Annotated in this window: 19 protein-coding genes; 11 read left to right on the forward strand and 8 right to left on the reverse strand. The window is 59.2% G+C overall.

Annotation, left to right across the window (positions count from 1 at the left end; all coding sequences use genetic code 11):
- Positions 1-8: 8 nt before the first annotated feature.
- Complete coding sequence (locus V1T76_RS12840) at positions 9-347, reverse strand: P-II family nitrogen regulator (RefSeq protein ID WP_006938248.1); 339 nt, start codon at positions 345-347, stop codon at positions 9-11.
- A gap of 656 nt (positions 348-1,003) precedes the next feature.
- Between V1T76_RS12840 and nudI the strand changes: the two genes are divergently transcribed.
- Both nudI and V1T76_RS12850 read left to right on the forward strand, forming a co-directional pair.
- Complete coding sequence (gene nudI / locus V1T76_RS12845) at positions 1,004-1,435, forward strand: nucleoside triphosphatase NudI (protein ID WP_330561053.1); 432 nt, start codon at positions 1,004-1,006, stop codon at positions 1,433-1,435.
- 454 nt (positions 1,436-1,889) lie between these two features.
- The gene (locus tag V1T76_RS12850) at positions 1,890-3,368 is read left to right on the forward strand and encodes a methyl-accepting chemotaxis protein (protein WP_330561054.1); all 1,479 of its coding nucleotides are present in this window, start codon (positions 1,890-1,892) and stop codon (positions 3,366-3,368) included.
- Between the two features lie 184 nt (positions 3,369-3,552).
- On the opposite strand, the gene V1T76_RS12855 is transcribed toward V1T76_RS12850, so the two are convergent.
- On the reverse strand, positions 3,553-4,104 hold the full coding sequence (locus V1T76_RS12855; RefSeq protein WP_330561055.1) for a DUF924 family protein: 552 nt from the start codon (positions 4,102-4,104) through the stop codon (positions 3,553-3,555).
- A 182-nt stretch (positions 4,105-4,286) separates the two neighbouring features.
- Here V1T76_RS12855 and V1T76_RS12860 point away from each other — a divergent pair, with 182 nt between their 5' ends.
- Positions 4,287-4,517 carry a sulfurtransferase TusA family protein gene (locus V1T76_RS12860; RefSeq protein WP_330561056.1) on the forward strand — a complete coding sequence of 77 codons (231 nt, stop codon included), beginning with the start codon at positions 4,287-4,289 and terminating at the stop codon, positions 4,515-4,517.
- A 47-nt stretch (positions 4,518-4,564) separates the two neighbouring features.
- On the opposite strand, the gene V1T76_RS12865 is transcribed toward V1T76_RS12860, so the two are convergent.
- Positions 4,565-4,900: a 4a-hydroxytetrahydrobiopterin dehydratase gene (locus V1T76_RS12865; protein ID WP_330561057.1), complete on the reverse strand. Its 336-nt coding sequence runs from the start codon at positions 4,898-4,900 to the stop codon at positions 4,565-4,567.
- Positions 4,901-4,998: 98 nt separating this feature from the next.
- Here V1T76_RS12865 and V1T76_RS12870 point away from each other — a divergent pair, with 98 nt between their 5' ends.
- Both V1T76_RS12870 and V1T76_RS12875 read left to right on the forward strand, forming a co-directional pair.
- Complete coding sequence (locus V1T76_RS12870) at positions 4,999-5,457, forward strand: low molecular weight protein-tyrosine-phosphatase (RefSeq protein ID WP_330561058.1); 459 nt, start codon at positions 4,999-5,001, stop codon at positions 5,455-5,457.
- A gap of 121 nt (positions 5,458-5,578) precedes the next feature.
- Entirely contained in the window at positions 5,579-5,839 is a 261-nt protein-coding gene (locus V1T76_RS12875; protein ID WP_040440926.1) for a hypothetical protein, read from the forward strand.
- Positions 5,840-5,846: 7 nt separating this feature from the next.
- On the opposite strand, the gene V1T76_RS12880 is transcribed toward V1T76_RS12875, so the two are convergent.
- Positions 5,847-6,500: a phosphatase PAP2 family protein gene (locus tag V1T76_RS12880; RefSeq protein WP_330561059.1), complete on the reverse strand. Its 654-nt coding sequence runs from the start codon at positions 6,498-6,500 to the stop codon at positions 5,847-5,849.
- Between V1T76_RS12880 and V1T76_RS12885 the strand changes: the two genes are divergently transcribed.
- From V1T76_RS12885 to map, 3 genes are all read left to right on the forward strand, one after another.
- The gene (locus tag V1T76_RS12885) at positions 6,483-7,466 is read left to right on the forward strand and encodes a 2-hydroxychromene-2-carboxylate isomerase (RefSeq protein WP_330561060.1); all 984 of its coding nucleotides are present in this window, start codon (positions 6,483-6,485) and stop codon (positions 7,464-7,466) included. The two genes, V1T76_RS12880 and V1T76_RS12885, sit on opposite strands and share 18 nt — an antisense overlap.
- A gap of 115 nt (positions 7,467-7,581) precedes the next feature.
- Positions 7,582-7,788: a ParD-like family protein gene (locus V1T76_RS12890; protein WP_148583704.1), complete on the forward strand. Its 207-nt coding sequence runs from the start codon at positions 7,582-7,584 to the stop codon at positions 7,786-7,788.
- Position 7,789: 1 nt separating this feature from the next.
- On the forward strand, positions 7,790-8,560 hold the full coding sequence (map, locus tag V1T76_RS12895; protein WP_330561443.1) for a type I methionyl aminopeptidase: 771 nt from the start codon (positions 7,790-7,792) through the stop codon (positions 8,558-8,560).
- An 18-nt stretch (positions 8,561-8,578) separates the two neighbouring features.
- On the opposite strand, the gene V1T76_RS12900 is transcribed toward map, so the two are convergent.
- The gene (locus V1T76_RS12900) at positions 8,579-9,772 is read right to left on the reverse strand and encodes a hybrid sensor histidine kinase/response regulator (RefSeq protein WP_330561061.1); all 1,194 of its coding nucleotides are present in this window, start codon (positions 9,770-9,772) and stop codon (positions 8,579-8,581) included.
- Between the two features lie 174 nt (positions 9,773-9,946).
- Here V1T76_RS12900 and V1T76_RS12905 point away from each other — a divergent pair, with 174 nt between their 5' ends.
- On the forward strand, positions 9,947-10,921 hold the full coding sequence (locus V1T76_RS12905; RefSeq protein WP_330561062.1) for an AEC family transporter: 975 nt from the start codon (positions 9,947-9,949) through the stop codon (positions 10,919-10,921).
- Positions 10,922-10,930: 9 nt separating this feature from the next.
- On the opposite strand, the gene gluQRS is transcribed toward V1T76_RS12905, so the two are convergent.
- A complete protein-coding gene (gene gluQRS, locus V1T76_RS12910; RefSeq protein ID WP_330561063.1) occupies positions 10,931-11,815 on the reverse strand; it encodes a tRNA glutamyl-Q(34) synthetase GluQRS in 885 nt (294 codons plus the stop codon).
- A gap of 127 nt (positions 11,816-11,942) precedes the next feature.
- On the opposite strand from gluQRS, the gene V1T76_RS12915 reads away from it, so the two are divergent.
- Complete coding sequence (locus tag V1T76_RS12915) at positions 11,943-12,584, forward strand: DNA-3-methyladenine glycosylase family protein (RefSeq protein ID WP_330561444.1); 642 nt, start codon at positions 11,943-11,945, stop codon at positions 12,582-12,584.
- A 23-nt stretch (positions 12,585-12,607) separates the two neighbouring features.
- Here V1T76_RS12915 and V1T76_RS12920 read toward each other — a convergent pair whose 3' ends face one another.
- Positions 12,608-13,435, reverse strand: coding sequence for an alpha/beta hydrolase (locus V1T76_RS12920; RefSeq protein ID WP_330561064.1), 828 nt, complete (start codon positions 13,433-13,435; stop codon positions 12,608-12,610).
- A gap of 45 nt (positions 13,436-13,480) precedes the next feature.
- On the opposite strand from V1T76_RS12920, the gene V1T76_RS12925 reads away from it, so the two are divergent.
- Positions 13,481-14,656, forward strand: coding sequence for a glycosyltransferase family 4 protein (locus V1T76_RS12925; RefSeq protein WP_330561065.1), 1,176 nt, complete (start codon positions 13,481-13,483; stop codon positions 14,654-14,656).
- Positions 14,657-14,658: 2 nt separating this feature from the next.
- On the opposite strand, the gene V1T76_RS12930 is transcribed toward V1T76_RS12925, so the two are convergent.
- On the reverse strand, positions 14,659-16,623 hold the full coding sequence (locus V1T76_RS12930; RefSeq protein ID WP_330561066.1) for a methyl-accepting chemotaxis protein: 1,965 nt from the start codon (positions 16,621-16,623) through the stop codon (positions 14,659-14,661).
- Positions 16,624-16,919 lie beyond the last annotated feature (296 nt).

Raw genomic sequence — 16,919 nt, forward strand, 5'->3', positions numbered from 1 at the left:
TACCTAAATCACAGAGCTTCGGCGTCGGTTTCGCCGGTACGGATGCGCACGACCTGATCGATCGAATGGACGAAGATCTTTCCATCCCCGATCTGGCCGGTCTTGGCGGCGCCGGAAATCACTTCGACGACCTTGTCGACGGAGGCAGCATCCACAGCGACCTCAATCTTCAGCTTCGGCAGGAAGCTGACGGCATATTCGGTGCCGCGATAGATTTCGGTATGCCCCTTCTGGCGGCCATAGCCCTTCACTTCAGTCACCGTCAGCCCCTGGATGCCGATGCTGGTCAAGGCATCGCGCACTTCGTCGAGCTTGAACGGCTTGATGATGGCCATCACTATTTTCATTGCTCGTTCCATTCCCCTTCTTAGCGCCCCTTCCCGTCGAAGAAGCTCGGCCAACCACCCCGGAAACTGCGCCTGGTTCTGTCCCCCTCTGGAAGGATCTTCTCAGGTCTTCGGCGTCACCACGTGTAGTGGCCCGGGCCGGTGTCGCCCCCTACTAATCAAGGACCGTGCCAACTTTGCTTTTTCAGAAACTGTTTCGCGGAATCCTGCGGTTTTGCATCGCAAAAAACAGCAGGAAGGACTTTATGGCCAAAATGGGATGACAGCTTTTCAGGCAGCTTTTCTGCCCACGTTTTAAACAACAGCCGATTTAGTGTTTAAAAAATAGGCACAAACAAGCGGCAAAGGCCATGCGCATAAAAATGCGGCAGCCGCATTGCAATAGAAACCCGCGAACAATCGAGACCGCCGGGGCGCCTGGACCGCCATGCGTGAAACGCCGGCGGCCGCAAGGACCACGGCGACTGCGCCAGGACCTCAATGTTTCAACAAGGCATGCGGCTGAAGGAAATCAGACAGGCGCCTTTGGCGTCGCACGGCTTGAGATAGCCCGGCATTCCCGCCATACAGAGAAAGCGACCCAATGACTTCGGCCGCCCCCGCCACGGTTTAAGCCCCACAAATCTCCTCGACCGATCAGACAGATTGAGAAAGCCATGCGTCAAAGAATTATTGTTTGCCCTTTGATCGAAAATGAAGGCGCATACCTTTTGTGCAAGATGCCAAGCGACCGCGGCGTCTTTCCAGGCCAATGGGCCCTGTCGGGCGGCGGCCTGGAACAAGGTGAAAAGATCACAGAGGGTCTGCTTCGGGAAATCTCTGAAGAATTGGGGGCCGACCTGACCATCGAGACGGTGCAACCCTGGACCTTCCGGGACGATATCCGGACAAAGACATATCCGGACGGCACGACCGAACAGATCTATATGATCTACCTCATCTTCGACTGCACAGCCTCGAACCGGAACGTTTCCATCAACGACGAATTCGAGGATCACGCCTGGGTTCTTCCCGCAGACCTTGAAAACTACGACCTCAACGACGCCACCCGCGTCACGCTCAGGGCCAAGGGCCTGCTTGCCTCCTGAACGAAAAAACGCAACAGGCGCGGAAGCTCACCCGGCATGAGACCGCTCACAACCCCTTTTTGAGCCTGTTTACCGCCTGTTTTCCGCGCAAATGGAGCCCTGCCTCGACAGGGCCGGCAGCACATCACCTCAAGTATGAACACTTCCTTACTGCTTAAAGTCTTACAGTTGCCATGACAAGTAAAAAACTTGGCATTTTACGACATATAAGAAAAACTCAAGTCTAAAAACTACGTACCACTACTTATAGTTACCATAAGTTGCAATTAAAGACTACAGAGCCGACCAAAGGTTGGTTAAACGCTAGGATAGGTTGAGATTTTTTTGATCAAAAATTCGATTTCATCAGCAATCCGTAAAACATACAGCGCCAAATATAACCTAAAGTAACTTTTGTTTAAGGTCACCACGCTTACATTTTATGCAACGAGTTTAGTGGCGGGAAATCACAAGAATGCTGGGAATTTTAGACGGCGCAGCTCAAGCGACACTGGACGCAATCAGCCAGTCCCAAGCGATGATCGAGTTCAAACCCGATGGCACGATCCTGACGGCGAACGAGAACTTTCTTCGCCTCATGGGCTATACGCTTGAAGAAATCCGGAACAAGCATCACAAGATCTTTGTCGACGCAGAGTATTCAAACAGCTCTGACTATCGAGACTTCTGGGACAAGCTTGCACACGGTGAATTCTGGTCATCGGAATTCTTGCGGTTTTCCAAGAGCGGCGCTGAAGTGTGGATCCAAGGATCTTATAACCCGGTCAAGAACCGTTCTGGCCGCGTCGTAAAAGTGGTCAAGGTTGCCACCGATATTACGGAAGAAAAGCTCAGGAACGCGGATTACCTAGGACAGGTCAACGCGATCAGCCGATCCCAGGCGGTCATTCAATTCGACTTGACTGGCAAGATCCTGGACGCGAACGACAACTTTCTGTCCGTGATGGAATACTCGCTCGACGAAATAAAGGGCCAGCAACACAGCCTGTTCGTTGAGCCGGAATTCCGCAACAGCCCGGAATACAAGCGCTTCTGGCAAGACCTCGCCAACGGTGAATTCAAGGCGGACGAATTCAAGCGTATCGGCAAAGGGGGCAAGGAAGTCTACATCCGTGCAACCTATAACCCGATCATGGATGCAGCGGGCCGACCTTACAAGGTGGTGAAATTCGCCACCGACGTCACGGCACAGGTTCGCGAGCGTCACAGACGCATCAACACGCAGCGCGAAATCGATGCCGACCTTGAGGAAATCGCGCGGGCAATTGCCGAGACAACGGAACAAGCCACCAGCTCGGCTTCCGCATCCGAGCAGACGTCTTCCAGTGTTCAGACTGTTGCAGCAGCTTCAGAAGAGTTGGTGGCGTCTATTCAGGAAATCAGCCGCCAGGTTCAGGTTGCGCTTGATGTATCCCACAAGGCCGTTGGCGAAGCCGAACGCTCCAGCCAGATCATGTCCGGGCTCTCGGAAGATGCCAAGACGATCGGCTCGGTGATCGAACTGATCGATGGAATCGCAAACCAGACCAACCTTCTGGCGCTGAATGCGACCATTGAGGCCGCGCGTGCCGGGGAAGCCGGCAAGGGCTTTGCGGTCGTCGCATCCGAAGTCAAAAGCCTGGCCTCGCAAACAAGCAAGGCAACCGAAGAAATCTCGACCCAGGTGAACTCCGTGCAGCAAACCACGGATGATGCGGTGACCGCGATTTCGAACATCATGGAAGTGATCAACAGCATCGGTGAGATTGCCGCCAGCATTTCGTCGGCGGTCGAGCAGCAGGCGGCTGTTACGAACGACATTTCATCGAACATGCAGGCAGCAGCTCAAGGGGTTGAGTTGATCACCAACAACATGCAGGCCATCTCTTCGGCGACAGCACAGATCGACGCTTCCACCCAGAACGTCAGGCAGGCATCCCAGTCTCTGCTATAGGCAGCCACTTGGCGCCCAGCCACACCGAAGGCTGCGCAAGCAAAAAGGCAGGTTTGAAAGCTGCGCGGGCAGTTTTCGGTAAGGCTCTAAGCCTGCCGGCACCGCCCGCAAGCCTTTGTGCAGTCACGTTAAAAGCAGCGGCTGCCGGAACGGCGTTCCGGGGCATTGAACCGCTGTTTTGCCATCAGGCCGAAAACCCGCCGCTTTTCAGATAGGCGGTCTCTTCGGGTGTCGATTCCCGGCCGAGAACCTCGTTGCGATGGGGAAAGCGGCCGAAGCGCCGGATGACGTCGAGGTGGATCAGCGCGTAGTGGTAGGTTTCCTGAATTCCGAGAATCCGGCAGAGATCGACGGACCGTTCCTGATGCGCCATGTCTTCCGAATGCTCGAACGGCAGATAGAAGAAGCTGCGCGCTTCTTTCGGAAAAGCCCGGTCGAAGCCGCGCTCAAGCGCGATTTCGGCAATCTGAACCGCTTTCGGGTCCGCACGGAACGCCTTGGGGCTGCCCCGGAAGACGTTACGCGGGAACTGATCGAGCAGAATGAGCAGCGCAATCGCGCCATCGGCCGTCTCGGCCCAGGCATCTAGCCTGCCCTCTGCCGCATCCTCGATGGCGGGCAGGAACCGCTCCCGGCATCGTTTGTCGAACTTGTCGTCCTTTGCGAACCACTTCTCCGGGCCGGCCTGCCACCAGAAATCGAGAACATCGAATGAAGTGATTGGCTGGTCTGTCATGAGGGCAACTTCCGGGAAGTGAGACGGTGAAACGGGCGGAATCCGTTCCTGCCAGCTTCCCTTGCCCGCTGTCAACGCAGCACAAGTCAAACTCTGGCGGCTGACGACCCCTTCTTGTATGAAGAGCCTAATATAGGGAACACCCCGGCCGAGTTGAAACGGCCCCTGTCACGGAGACTTTCTTGACGACCGGAACGACACTCGACCTGAAGGGTCTGAAATGCCCGCTGCCTGTGCTCAAGACCCGCAAGGCCCTCACCCGCCTTGCCAGCGGCGAGCAGCTGACCGTGCTGACCACCGACCCGATGGCGGAAATCGACATTCCTCATTTCTGCAATGAGCAGGGTCATACCCTGCTGGAGGCCGAACGCGTTGAGGGCGGTCACCGGTTCGTGCTGATCAAGGGCAGCTAGGGTGTGGCCCCATAAATCACCAAACAATCAGTGCCCGGCTAGAAGCATCACTGCATCTTGCCGGCAATATTGTCGATCTCGACCGCAAGCTTCAGATCCAGCTTGCTGAGGCCACCGACGTCATGCGTCGACAGGGTAATGTCGACGCTGCGGTAGACATTGAACCACTCGGGATGATGGTTCATCTTTTCCGCCACCAGCGCGACCTGGGTCATGAACCCGAAGGCTTCACGAAAATCTTGAAACTTGAAGGATTTCGATATTGCTTCGCGGCCATCACACATTTGCCAATCCGGCAAGTCGCTCAGTCCGGCAGCGCGGTCTTCCGGCTTCAGTCGTTCAACCATATGATCCTCCTTGTTTTGCGCGAGGGCCGGCTTCAAAGCGAACCCTGCGCCTGCCGTGCGTCTAATCCAGTTCTGTGTCAGCCCGAAGGCGGACTGACATCTTCGGCCCCGCGTCTGTTCTAAGGATACCTCTCATGGCCCACACCGTCCTCTTCGTTTGCCTTGGCAACATCTGCCGGTCGCCGCTTGCCGAAGGTGTCTTCCGGACCATCGTAAGCGAAGCTGGCCTGGAAGACAGGTTCGAGATCGATTCTGCGGGAACAGGCGCCTGGCACGTCGGCAACCCGCCGGACCCGCGCTCCATCGAGATCGCGGCGCAGCACAGCATCGACATCTCCTCCCAACGGGCCCGGCAGGTAAGTGCCGGAGATTTCCGCCGTTTCGAAACCATCGTCGCGATGGACCGGGACAATCTCGCCGCCCTCAAGCGTCTGGGCGGGGCAGGCTCTAGCGGGCTGCGGCTTCTATTGAACGCGCCGCCGCAGGACGTTCCCGATCCCTATTACGGCGGGCCGGACGGCTTCGAGCAGGTGTTCCAGCTTGTGCGGACCGGCGGTGAACGGCTTCTGCAGGATCTTACAGCACGCGTTTAAGAAGCCCCGGATCTTGTTTTGAAAAGACCACGTGACCGAGGATTGCCGGGTCCGGGTTCATAAATCCGTCTCAGACACTGATGTAAGGGTGTCTGACCTGCACGGCTTCCTTGGCACGAAAATGAAAATTCTGTGGTGGTCCCTTGCGGCCGCGCTGATCCTGGCCGGACTGATAACGGTCTGGCTGCCGATCCCGACCGGCGTTCCGCTGCTTGCGCTTGGCATGATTATCATTGTCGGCACGAACCGGAGCGCCGCGCGTATGCTGCGCAGCCGCAGGCGCAAGACGCCTCCGCTCAACATGGCCATCACCTGGGTGGAAGACCGCTCGCCCCTGCGCTTTGCCCGCATTCTGAAACGCACCAGGCCGCGCAAGAAATGAAAAGCACTTAGCGCTCGGAAAAGACCTGGCCGACCTTGCGAAACGTCCGCCGCGCCCGAAATGCCAGCCTTTGCAACATGTGCTGCAGCCGCCGCCCCCACACAGTAAGCCATTCATCGAGCTGACGATCGCTCACCAGGGGCGGGGTCTTGCGGTACAGCAGATGGTAGACCGCAAGGATCAGCAGCAGCGTTACCCCCCAGGACAACAGCGTATCGGACAGGAAGTGACCGCCGAAGGCGACACGGTTGGCCGACAGGATCAGGCCAAGCGGGATCAGAAAGGCAAGGGTGCCCTTCCGCCAGGTCGCGGGCACAAGCAACGCAACCGCCGCCACCAGCCACATGGCAGCCGAACCTTCGCCGGAAACGAAGGAACAGTTGCTGTCGCAATAATTCGAGATTTTCCAGACCGGCTGGTAAGGCAGGTCCCCACCGAAGATCTCGACATTCCGCGGCCGCGGGCGGCCCCAGTTGTCCTTCAGGACCAGGTTGACCAGCACCCCTGGACCAAGGATCAGCGTGGACAGCAGAAACACAGGCTGGCGCAGGGGCATCAGCGGCGGGCGTCCCGGTACCAGCAACTTGATGAGCAGAACCGCCACGCAGGCAATGGCAATCACCCGCACGAGGAACGGCCCCAGATGGCGGACATCGCGCAAAAACGCGATGTTCTCGGCCTTGAAGCCCTCATCACCGAAATGAAAAAGCCCGCTCGCCCTCAGGTCGACGCCGGGAAAGGCCAGAAAAAACAGCGACACAAGACAGATGTAAAGCCCGGCGCACAGCATTGGATGCGTGACGCACCACTTGGCAGTTTTGCTCAAGCCGGTCTTGGGATTATGCTGTTGGTGACGGGTCTGCGACATGGCTGCTCTTTAGCGCATCCGATGGTCCTGTCCAATCCCTTCCTGATACCGGCCGGTTCAGATTTTGCGGAGTTGCGGAATGTGAAAAATACTCAGCCGCCTGCGGCCCCTACAGGCACGAATATTGTGTCATTGCAGCAGGACCGGAAACCGGTGGTGGAATTCTGGTACGAGTTTGCATCCACTTACAGTTATCTCTCGGCCATGCGGATCGAAACGCTGGCAAGTGACTATGGCGTCACCATAGCGTGGAAGCCGTTCCTGCTGGGACCCATTTTCAAGAAACAGGGCTGGCCGACCTCCCCTTTCAATTTATTCCCCGCCAAGGGTCGCTATATGTGGCGCGACATGGAACGGCTTTGCGAACGCTACGGCCTGCCGCTCACCATGCCTATGCCCTTTCCGCAGGATTCCCTGCTGGCGGCCCGCATTGCGCATGCAGGTCAGAACCAGCCCTGGATTGGCGCTTTTACGCGGGCGGTCTATATCGCCGAGTTCGGACAGGGGCTGGATATTGCCGAGGAAAGCCTGATGGCCGAGCTGCTTCTGGAAACCAGCGCTCCGGCAAAGAAGGTTCTGGAAGCCGCGCACAGCCGGGAAACCAAGATAAGTCTGCGCGCCGCCGTGGCTGAGGCGGAGAAACTGGGCATTTTCGGCGCTCCGAGCTTTGTCCTTCCGGACGGTGAGCTTTACTGGGGGGATGACCGGCTGGAACAAGCCCTTGAAGCAGCAAGAAATATGGTTGCCACGGACGTTTAGGGCCGCATCGCAACCGTTCCAGCCCCCCCACAAAACCGGGCTTGCGGGATCCTGGATTGAACAATATATATGAAACATATACGTTTCATATATTCACTCACTTCAGGAGACACTCATGGGCATCGTCAAGATCGATGAAGATCTGCACGAGCAAGTCCGCCGGGCCAGCACGGTCATGTGCCGCTCCATCAATGCGCAGGCCGAATTCTGGATGAAGATCGGCATGCTGGCAGAGGCCAACCCGACCCTCTCCTACAGCGACATCGTGAAGATGCAGCTCGAGGCAGCGCAGGTTCCGTCAGCAGATGCGGCGGTTGCCTGACATGGTCAAGAGCCCGGAAGAACTGGACCTCATGCGCAACTCGGGCAGGTTGCTTGCCTCCGTCTTCGAGATGCTCGATGGCGTCGACCTCTGCGGCCTGTCGACCCTTGCGGTCAACGACATGGTGGAGCGCTTCATCACCGAGGACCTTGCCGCCCGTCCGGCCAGCAAGGGGCAATACGGGTTTCAATATGTCCTGAACTGCTCGATCAACCAGGTGGTCTGCCACGGCATTCCGGATCAGAACGAGATCATCCGTGACGGCGACATCATCAATCTGGACATCACGCTGGAAAAGAACGGTTTCATTGCCGATTCCAGCAAGACCTACGTGGTCGGAAACGCCAGTGCGGCCGCAAGACGTCTTGTGCGCGTTGCCCAGAACGCTATGTGGAAGGGGATCGAACAGGTGAAGCCGGGAGCCTATCTGGGCGACATCGGCCACGCGATCGAAAAACACGCAAAGAAGAACGGCTATTCGGTGGTTCGCGATTATTGCGGGCACGGCATCGGCCGGGAAATGCACGAAGAACCCAGCGTGCTGAATTTCGGGCGGCGCGGCACCGGCATGAGGCTGCGCGAAGGCATGGTCTTCACCGTCGAGCCCATGATCAACCAGGGCACCAGCAGGGTGTTGACCGAAGAGGACGGTTGGAAGGTGGTGACAAAAGACGGCAAGCTGTCCGCGCAGTTCGAACACACGGTCGCGGTCACCGCCGATGGTGTCGAGGTCCTGACCCTGCGCCGCGGCGAAACAGCCCTGACGAGCTAGGGTCTCCTGGGGGAGCCCCTAACCCACTTTGTGCCTGCTAGCCTGTTTCATCGCCTCGAAAAGGGCAGCAGGGGACAGGGGTTTCGTCAGGGTTTCCCGGAACCCGGCCTCGCGCAGGCGCTTGTCGCCAACCGATTCCAGCGCCGCTGTCACGGCAATCAGCGGCAGGTCCGGACGAAGAGACCGAAGTGCCACAGCCGTTTCAACACCGCTCATCCCGGGCATGTGCAGGTCGAGCAGCGCCGCATCGAAGTCGGTTTTCTGAACAAGGCCTATGGCCTGTTCGCCGGATCTGGCGGCCTCTGACGAAATGCCGAAGGATTCCAGCAGCGCTGCCAGCAGACGGCAATTGGTTTCGTTGTCATCGACGATAAGCACGTGCGCCGACAGCGGCCCGGTGGGTGAAGCGTTTGCGGTTGCTGCCGATGCCCCGGACGCCAGGCCCTCGGCCCGCAACAGATCCTCATCGTCTGCATGAAGCGGAATTTCGACGTTGAAACGGCTGCCGCCGGTTTCCGAACGCTCCAGCGTCAGACGGCCGTTCATGTCGCGAACGAATTGGGCCGTGCCCCAAAGACCGAGACCTGTTCCAGGCGCGGTTTCCCGGCCATGTCGGCCCCGCACGAATGGACGGAACAGCCGCGCCCCTTCCTCCGGTTCGATGCCCGGCCCGCTGTCTGAAACGGAAATCAGGATGGAAGAGGGCTTGGCTTCGCCCGGGTCATCGTCTGGAGCAACGTCTGGCCCGAGCATATCATCTGGACCGCCGCCGCTTGCCTGAACCTGGACTGTTACGCCACCTTCGGCGGTGTATTTCACCGCATTGTCCAGCAATGTCATGATCACCCGGCGCAAGGTGCCGCCGCTGGGGGTCACCGCTTCGCCGGCCTCCCCGTCGATTTCAAGCGTCAACGTCAGGTTTTTCGCTTCCGCCGCCACCTTGAAGAGATCGGCGATTTCCGTGACCACGTCGGCGATCCGGGCAGGGGTCAATTCGCCGTGCGATCCCGGTTCGGCGGCCGTGACCAGTTCACCCGTCATCTGCGTCAAGGCGTCGATGGAGCGAATCAGGATCGACAACTGCTCCTTCTGCGTCCCGTTCAAAGGGCCTGTCCCGATAAGTTCCGCGGTCAGACGCATGGCGGCAAGCGGCGTTCTGAGATCGTGGGCCAGAAGCGCAAGCTTGACGCTATCCTCGTCATGATTTGCCATACGGCCAGAGATCCTTCGCCTGAACGGGGCTCAACCGGGCTTGCCAGACAAGCGGCAAAAAGCCAAGTTGGTCGAAATTCTGCTTACCTTGCCGTGTGGCCGCTGTCCATCCACACCGGCATCCACCATTGCCCTGTCCCAAAAACCGGAAACAGCCTTCGGGTTGCCGCTTAGATGCTTGCACAAACACTTACGATCGTCGCCCCGGTATTCCTTCTGATCGGAATCGGCTACTGCCTCGCCAAAACACGCATCCTTGCCCAGAGCGTCAGTGAAGCTCTGGGGCAGTTCGTCTATGTGGTGGCAATTCCGGTGCTGATCTTCCGAACGCTGATCAGCGCAGACCTGAGCGCGGGCGTACCGCTGGCGCTTTGGGCAACTTACTTCATTGGCGTCGGCTTTGCATGGGTTCTGGGGTCGCTGATCATTCGAAAGGTGTTCGGCCGCGATGCCAGGGCAAGCGCAATCGGCGGCATTTCCGCTGCCTTCGCCAACACGGTTCTGGTCGGCCTGCCGCTGGTGGCTTCGGTGTATGGCGACGAAGGCCTTGCTCCGCTGCTGCTGATCATCTCGATCCACCTTGCCACGATGACGGTGCTGATGGCAGTGACGATGGAACGGGCGGCGGCAATCGACAATGGCACGACCTCCCCCCCCACCTCCCAATTGCTGATGGGCGCGGGAAAAAGCCTGGTGAAAAACCCGCTTGTCGTCACCATCGTCGCCGCCTTTCTCTGGCGACTGACTGGACTGAACCTGCCTGAGATCGCCCTTGACGTGCTCAGCCGCGTCGCCGCAACGGCCCTGCCTCTGGCCCTGCTGTCCCTGGGTATGAGCCTCGTGCAATACGGCATGCGCGGCAATATTGTGCCAGGCCTGCTGCTCAGCGTCATCAAGATGCTGCTCATGCCGATCGTCGTTTTCGCGGTCGGGGCCTTCGTATTCCACCTGCCGCCCTTGTGGACGGCGGTTGCGACCCTGACGGCAAGCTGCCCGACGGGCGTCAACGCCTATATTTTCGCCAACCGCTATGGCACCGGCCATTCCATGTCTGCAAATGCGATCACCATGACCACGCTCTGCGCCATCGTCACGGCCAGCTTGTGGATTTGGTTCCTGGATCACTGGTTCGGCATGAGCCTGCGCTGAATCCACACCCTAAAGTCCGATCTGCTTGCGTAATTCGGTATGCGTCATGCCCGCCTCCCGCAGCGACCTGAGGCTGGTATCCTTGCTGGATTTCGACAGTTTGCGCCCGTCCGGCCCGAGGATCAGCCGATGATGCCGGTAGACCGGCGCCGGCAGACCAAGCAGCACCTGCAAGACCCTGTGCACGCTGGTGGCATGATAGAGATCCTGTCCGCGCAGCACGTCAGTGATGCCTTGTCTGGCATCATCCACGACAACGGACAGGTGATAGCTTGTCGGCGTATCCTTGCGAGCAAGCACAACATCGCCCCAGGCAGCCGCATCGACCGGAACGGCGACCGGCTCGGCAAAAATAGCATCGCCTTCCGCGCCCGTTTCCTGCCATGTCAGCGGACCGCCGATCTGTTCAAGAGCGCGTTTCATGTCGAGGCGCAGTGAAAACGGTGCGTCGCTGGCAGCCCGGCTTTTCAATTCCTCCGGCGGCAAAACCTTTGCATCGCCTGGATAAAGCGGCGCCCCATCGGGGTCGCGGGGCCAGCTTTCCCCATCGGCCTCGGCAGCAGAAACAAAGGCCTTGATTTCTGCACGCGTCAGATAGGCGGGGTAAACCAGCCCCATGTCCTGCAGCTGTTCCAGGGCTGCCCTGTACTGCGGAAAGTTTTCCGATTGGCGCAGCACGGGCTGATCAAGCGGCACGCCTAACCAGGCAAGATCCTCGAACATGTCCCGCTCAAGCTCCGGCGTGCAGCGGGTCTGGTCGATGTCTTCCACGCGCACGAGAAACCGGCCACTGAGCGCGACAGCCGCCCGCGCGTTGAGCAGAGCCGATAGCGCATGCCCCAGATGCAGGTGCCCATTGGGCGAAGGCGCGAAGCGGAACACGGGCTGGGTCATGAGATCTTTAAAGTCTGTTGACGCGGAACGGGCTGATGGGTGAAGTCCTACCTATCATTCCCGCGCGGCCGCGCAAGAGACAGTCTTGCCCGGCGACCTCAGACATTTCCGGCAAAGCCCAACCGACATGACGCCTATTGCGACCGTAAAGGACATCGAAGCCGGCCTTGAGGCACTGATCCGTCTTGACCCGCGCCTTCGGGAAATTGCCGGGACGGCGGGCCCGATCCCCTTGCGGCGACGTGCAGCGGATTTCGAGGGCCTTGCCCAGATCGTCACCGGTCAGCAGGTGTCGGTTGCCAGTGCGGCCGCCATCTTCGCGCGCCTTCAGGCGCTGATATCACCGCTGACGGCGGAAAACCTGACCCGTTTCACCGATGAAGATCTGGCTGGCGTCGGCCTGTCGCGGCCGAAAATCCGGACCTTGCGCGCTTTGACCGAGGCTTGCGAGGCAGGCCTCGACCTGGCCCACCTGGCGGAAGCCCCCGCCGAGGAAGCCCACCGCGCCCTATGTGAGATCAAGGGGATCGGGCGCTGGACCGCCGATATCTTTCTGCTGTTCTGCGCGGGACATCCGGACGTCTTCCCGAGCGGCGATCTTGCCTTGCAGGTGGCGGTTCAGGACTCCCTCGGCCTTGCCGAGCGTCCCGCCCCGAAGCATCTCGACATCATCGCGCAGGCCTGGGCGCCACACCGCGCCGTCGCCGCCCGCCTGTTCTGGGCCTGGTACAAGGTGAAGAAGCAGGGCCGGGAAACCCTGCCCGTTTAGAGACTGGACGCCTATGGTGCCCCCTATCTGGCAGACATCTCCCCAACCGCCCGAAGCAGAAGGTCGATGTCCTGTGGCCGGGACAGACGGTGGTCGCCATCCGGCACCAATGAAAAGGTGACATCGTCCAGCGGCAGGGCGTCAACAAGACGGCGTGCATGGCTTTCCGGCACATCCGGATCCTGTGCACCCTGCAGGATGGTGACGGGAGCTCCGAGATGAAGCGGCGCTCCGAAAAGCAGGTGATTGCGCCCATCCTCGATCAGCTTGCGCGTGATCACATAGGGCGCGTCGCTATAGGCCGACGGCTGTTCCCAGCGCCCGTCGGCAAGAATGGTGGCGCGAATCTCGTCGCTGAAGCGCTGCTTCCACATCAGTTCCTCGGTGAAATCGACCGCAGGAGCAATCAGCACCAGTCCCTTTATCCGGCCGCTGCCCTTGCGGGCCAGTGCCAGCAACAAGGCGAGCCAGCCTCCCATGGAGGAACCGACCAACACGGTTTCGCCAGGGCAATAGGCGTCGAAAACCGCAAGCGCCTCCTCCAGCCAGTCGGAAACGCAGGCATCTTCGAAATCGCCGCACGACAGGCCATGGCCGGAATAATCGAACCGCACCACGCCCTGCCCGTTTCGCGCCCCCTCTTCGGCCAGGGCCTCGGCTTTGGTGCCGGACATGTCCGACTTGAACCCGGACAGCCACAGTATACCGGGTCGCGAACCGTCCGCAGCGCCCGTGGCGTTGCGCACGGCAATCCGGCGTTTGGCGTCGCTTTTTCCGACCTGGATGAATTGCGGTTCGGAATCACCCATATTAAGGCTCTCGTTCTGATAGATGTTTTCTGTCAGTGCCATTTGGCACAGACGCTCCCGCCTTGACCAGTTCACCGGAGATCCGATTTGGTTCATCTGCCCCCTGCGACCACGATTTTGCAAGTGATCCCGGATCTCAACTCCGGCGGCGCCGAACGCACGACGCTTGATGTGGCCAAAGCGGTGGTGGCGGCCGGAGGAACGGCTCTTGTTGCAAGCCAGGGCGGCCAGATGGTGCCGGAACTGGAAGCGCTTGGCGCAGAACATATCGTCCTGCCCGTCAAATCGAAGAACCCGGCCGTCCTCTGGAAAAACGCGGCCAGGCTGGCGGAGATCGTGACCAAGCGCAATGTCAGCGTGCTTCATGCCCGCAGCCGGGCCCCGGCATGGTCGTGCCTTTGGGCCGCGCGGCGCACGAAAACGCCATTCGTGACCACCTACCACGGCACCTACAATCAATCGAACGCGCTGAAGGGCTGGTACAATTCGGTCATGGCCCGGGGCGATGCGGTGATCGCCAATTCACACTTCATCTGCAGGCTGATCGAAGAGCGGCACCCGTTTGCAAAAGGCAAGATCACCGTGGTCCAGCGCGGCTCCGATCTGAAGGGGCTTCTGCCGGAAAACGTCAGTGCTCTCCGGCTGCAGGCGCTAAAGGACCAGTGGGGCATTCCTGCCGGACGGCCGATCCTCATCAACATGGCCCGGCTGACCGCCTGGAAGGGGCAACGTATCGTGATCGAGGCGATGGCACTCTTGAAAGACAAGACCCTGACCGACCCGATCGCGATCCTTGCGGGTGATGCCCAGGGCCGCGACGGCTATGTGGCTGAATTGAAGAAGCTTGTCGCCGACAACGGCCTGCAGGACAAGGTCCGGATCGTCGGACATTGCGCGGACGTTCCCGCCGCCATGGCGCTGGCAGATATCGCCATCGTTGCCTCGGTCGAACCGGAGGCTTTCGGCCGCGCGGCCGTGGAAGCACAGGCAGCAAGGGTTCCGGTTATCGTCTCCGATCTCGGGGCGGTGCCCGAAACCGTGCTCGCGCCGCCCGACACATCTGAAAACGAACGCACCGGCTGGCGGGTGGCACCGGGCGACCCTCGGGCACTGGCGGACAGCATCATCCAGGTGTTGAGCCAGGACGACGAGGAGAAAAAGCAGGTTGCGGACCGGGCGCTGGCCCATGTCCGCAAGAATTTCTCTGTCGAAACCATGTGCGCCCGCACGCTCGACGTTTATGCCGGACTGCTGGGCACCTGATTTCAGCCAGCGCGTACGCGTGCCAGGAAGCCGTCGACCTCCGCCTGAAGCGCCCGGGCATTGCTCGCCAGCGTGCCGGACGCCGCCTGCAGCTCTTCTGCCGCTTGCCCGGACTGGGTGGCTGCTTCGCTGACGCTGCTGATATTGCGTGTCACGTCGCGTGTGCCGGTGGAAGCTTCGTGAACATTGCGCGCGATCTCGGTGGTCGCTGCGCCCTGCTCTTCGACGGCCGCCGCGATCCCGCCGGCAATCTCGTTGATCTCGAAGATCGTCTTGGTGATGCCGTCGATAGCCGAAACCGCATCGCGCGTAGCCGACTGGACACCGGAAATCTGCTGGGAGATTTCCTCGGTCGCCTTCGTCGTCTGGCTGGCCAGTTCCTTCACTTCCGACGCAACGACGGCAAATCCCTTGCCGGCCTCGCCCGCACGGGCCGCTTCGATTGTGGCATTGAGCGCCAGAAGATTGGTCTGCTCCGCGATATCGGAAATAAGCTTCACCACTTCACCGATCCGCGAGGCGGCTTCGGCAAGTCCCTGCACCTGTTCGTTGGTCTTCTTTGCTTCCGCCGTTGCCGTGGCAGCGACATTTGAAGACTGAGTGACCTGCCGGGAAATCTCGGAAACCGTCGACGACAGCTCTTCGGCCGCGGAGGCAACGGTCTGAACGTTGGCGGATGCCTGTTCGGCTGCCGCGGCAACGTTCGAAGATTGTTGCTGGGTCTGCTCGGCGGTCGCGCTCATGGAACTTGCGCTTGATTCCAGCTGGGACGAGGAGGAAGACACCGCCTGTACGATTTCGCCAACAGAACTTTCGAAACTGTCGGCAAGCTCCATCATCATCCGCTTCTGTTCGGCGGCGTTTCTTGCTTCCTGTTCCTTCTGCTCCGTTTCCAGTTCGCGAGTCCGGACCGCATTGGCGCGGAAGACCTCGACCGCACGCGCCATGCTGCCGATTTCACTCTTGCGGTCGGTGTACTGGACGTCAACATCGATGGATCCGCCAGCGAGCGTTCCCATGGTTCCGGTAAGCGTTTTCACCGGCCTGGTAATGCTGCGGCCGATCAGCCAGCCAAGTCCGATAGACAGCACCAGTGCGATGGCGGAAACGGTCAGGAATATTGTTTTGGAAAAGGCCTGGGCAGTGTCCAAAGCTTCCCCGGCAGCCAGCTTGCCCGCATAGGCAGCTTCAGACATCACTGCCCATTCCGGGGCAATCTGGGCGTAAATCGAATCGATCTCCGCCAGATCGGCAGTGATCTTCAAGGACATTTCCGCATAGGCCCGGAAAGAGGCCTGGTAAGTATCCAGCAGCTTGCCGATTTCAGCCTGTTCTGCCTCGGGCAACCCGCTTTTCGGCAGCAGGTCCGCGAACTCGGCCCGCCGCTCATCGATCCTGCCGACATATTTCTCGTCTCCACGCATCATGAAATCCTTTTCATGACGGCGCATCATCAGCATCTTGACGGTCAAGGCGTCCAGATTGGCGGCATCCAGCTTGCTTTCCACGTCATGGACGGCAGTGCGCAGAGAACCTTGCAGCCCGGCGCTTTCGTCAAGCCCCATTCGGGTAAGCTCATCTGTCAGAGCGTCGAACTTTGCCTTGTGCTGGTCCAGAACGCCACGAAGCTTGGCGATGTTATCCTTGATGGAACCCGATTGCGGCTTGGTATCGACATCGATCAGGTTGCTCTGGGCTTTCTCGAATTCGGCCTTGTATTCCTCAACGAAGGCAAGATCCTTGCTCAGAAGAAAGTCCTTCTGGCTGCGCTGCATATTCTGGGCATGAGCCTGAACCTGCGAAACCTTAAAGTCCATTTGCGAGTATTCAGCCAGATTGTCGATTTCACGCGATACGATTTGCTGGCTGTAGAGGGCCGTACCAAGCAATACGCCAATGGCGACAACAGCAATCGCGGACAGCGCTCCGACACGCGCCGCTATAGGCAGATCTGCAAAGAACTTCATAATGGTCTCTTTTTTCGGGGCAGCTCTTTTCGAGCCTTGCACAGTGCGCCCACAAAACGCTCAAGCCATTAATTTTCCTTTACGCAGATTAAATACTTAGCCAACCAACCTATAAACCACAGGCTTATACTTCAATCCACTCAATCATTCAGAGAATTCGGTCGACTTTTTGTTTAGGCAAAACAGCCTTTTTCACTGCACTTGAATACCGACCTGCCCAAAAACCGCACAGTCCGGCGGCGCCTTCCTGTCCCTTTTGACCATCAAAGCAGGAGCGCAGACGCCAGCGTGCGTCA

The sequence above is a fragment of the Roseibium sp. FZY0029 genome (assembly GCF_036350355.1).
Lineage (GTDB): Bacteria > Pseudomonadota > Alphaproteobacteria > Rhizobiales > Stappiaceae > Roseibium.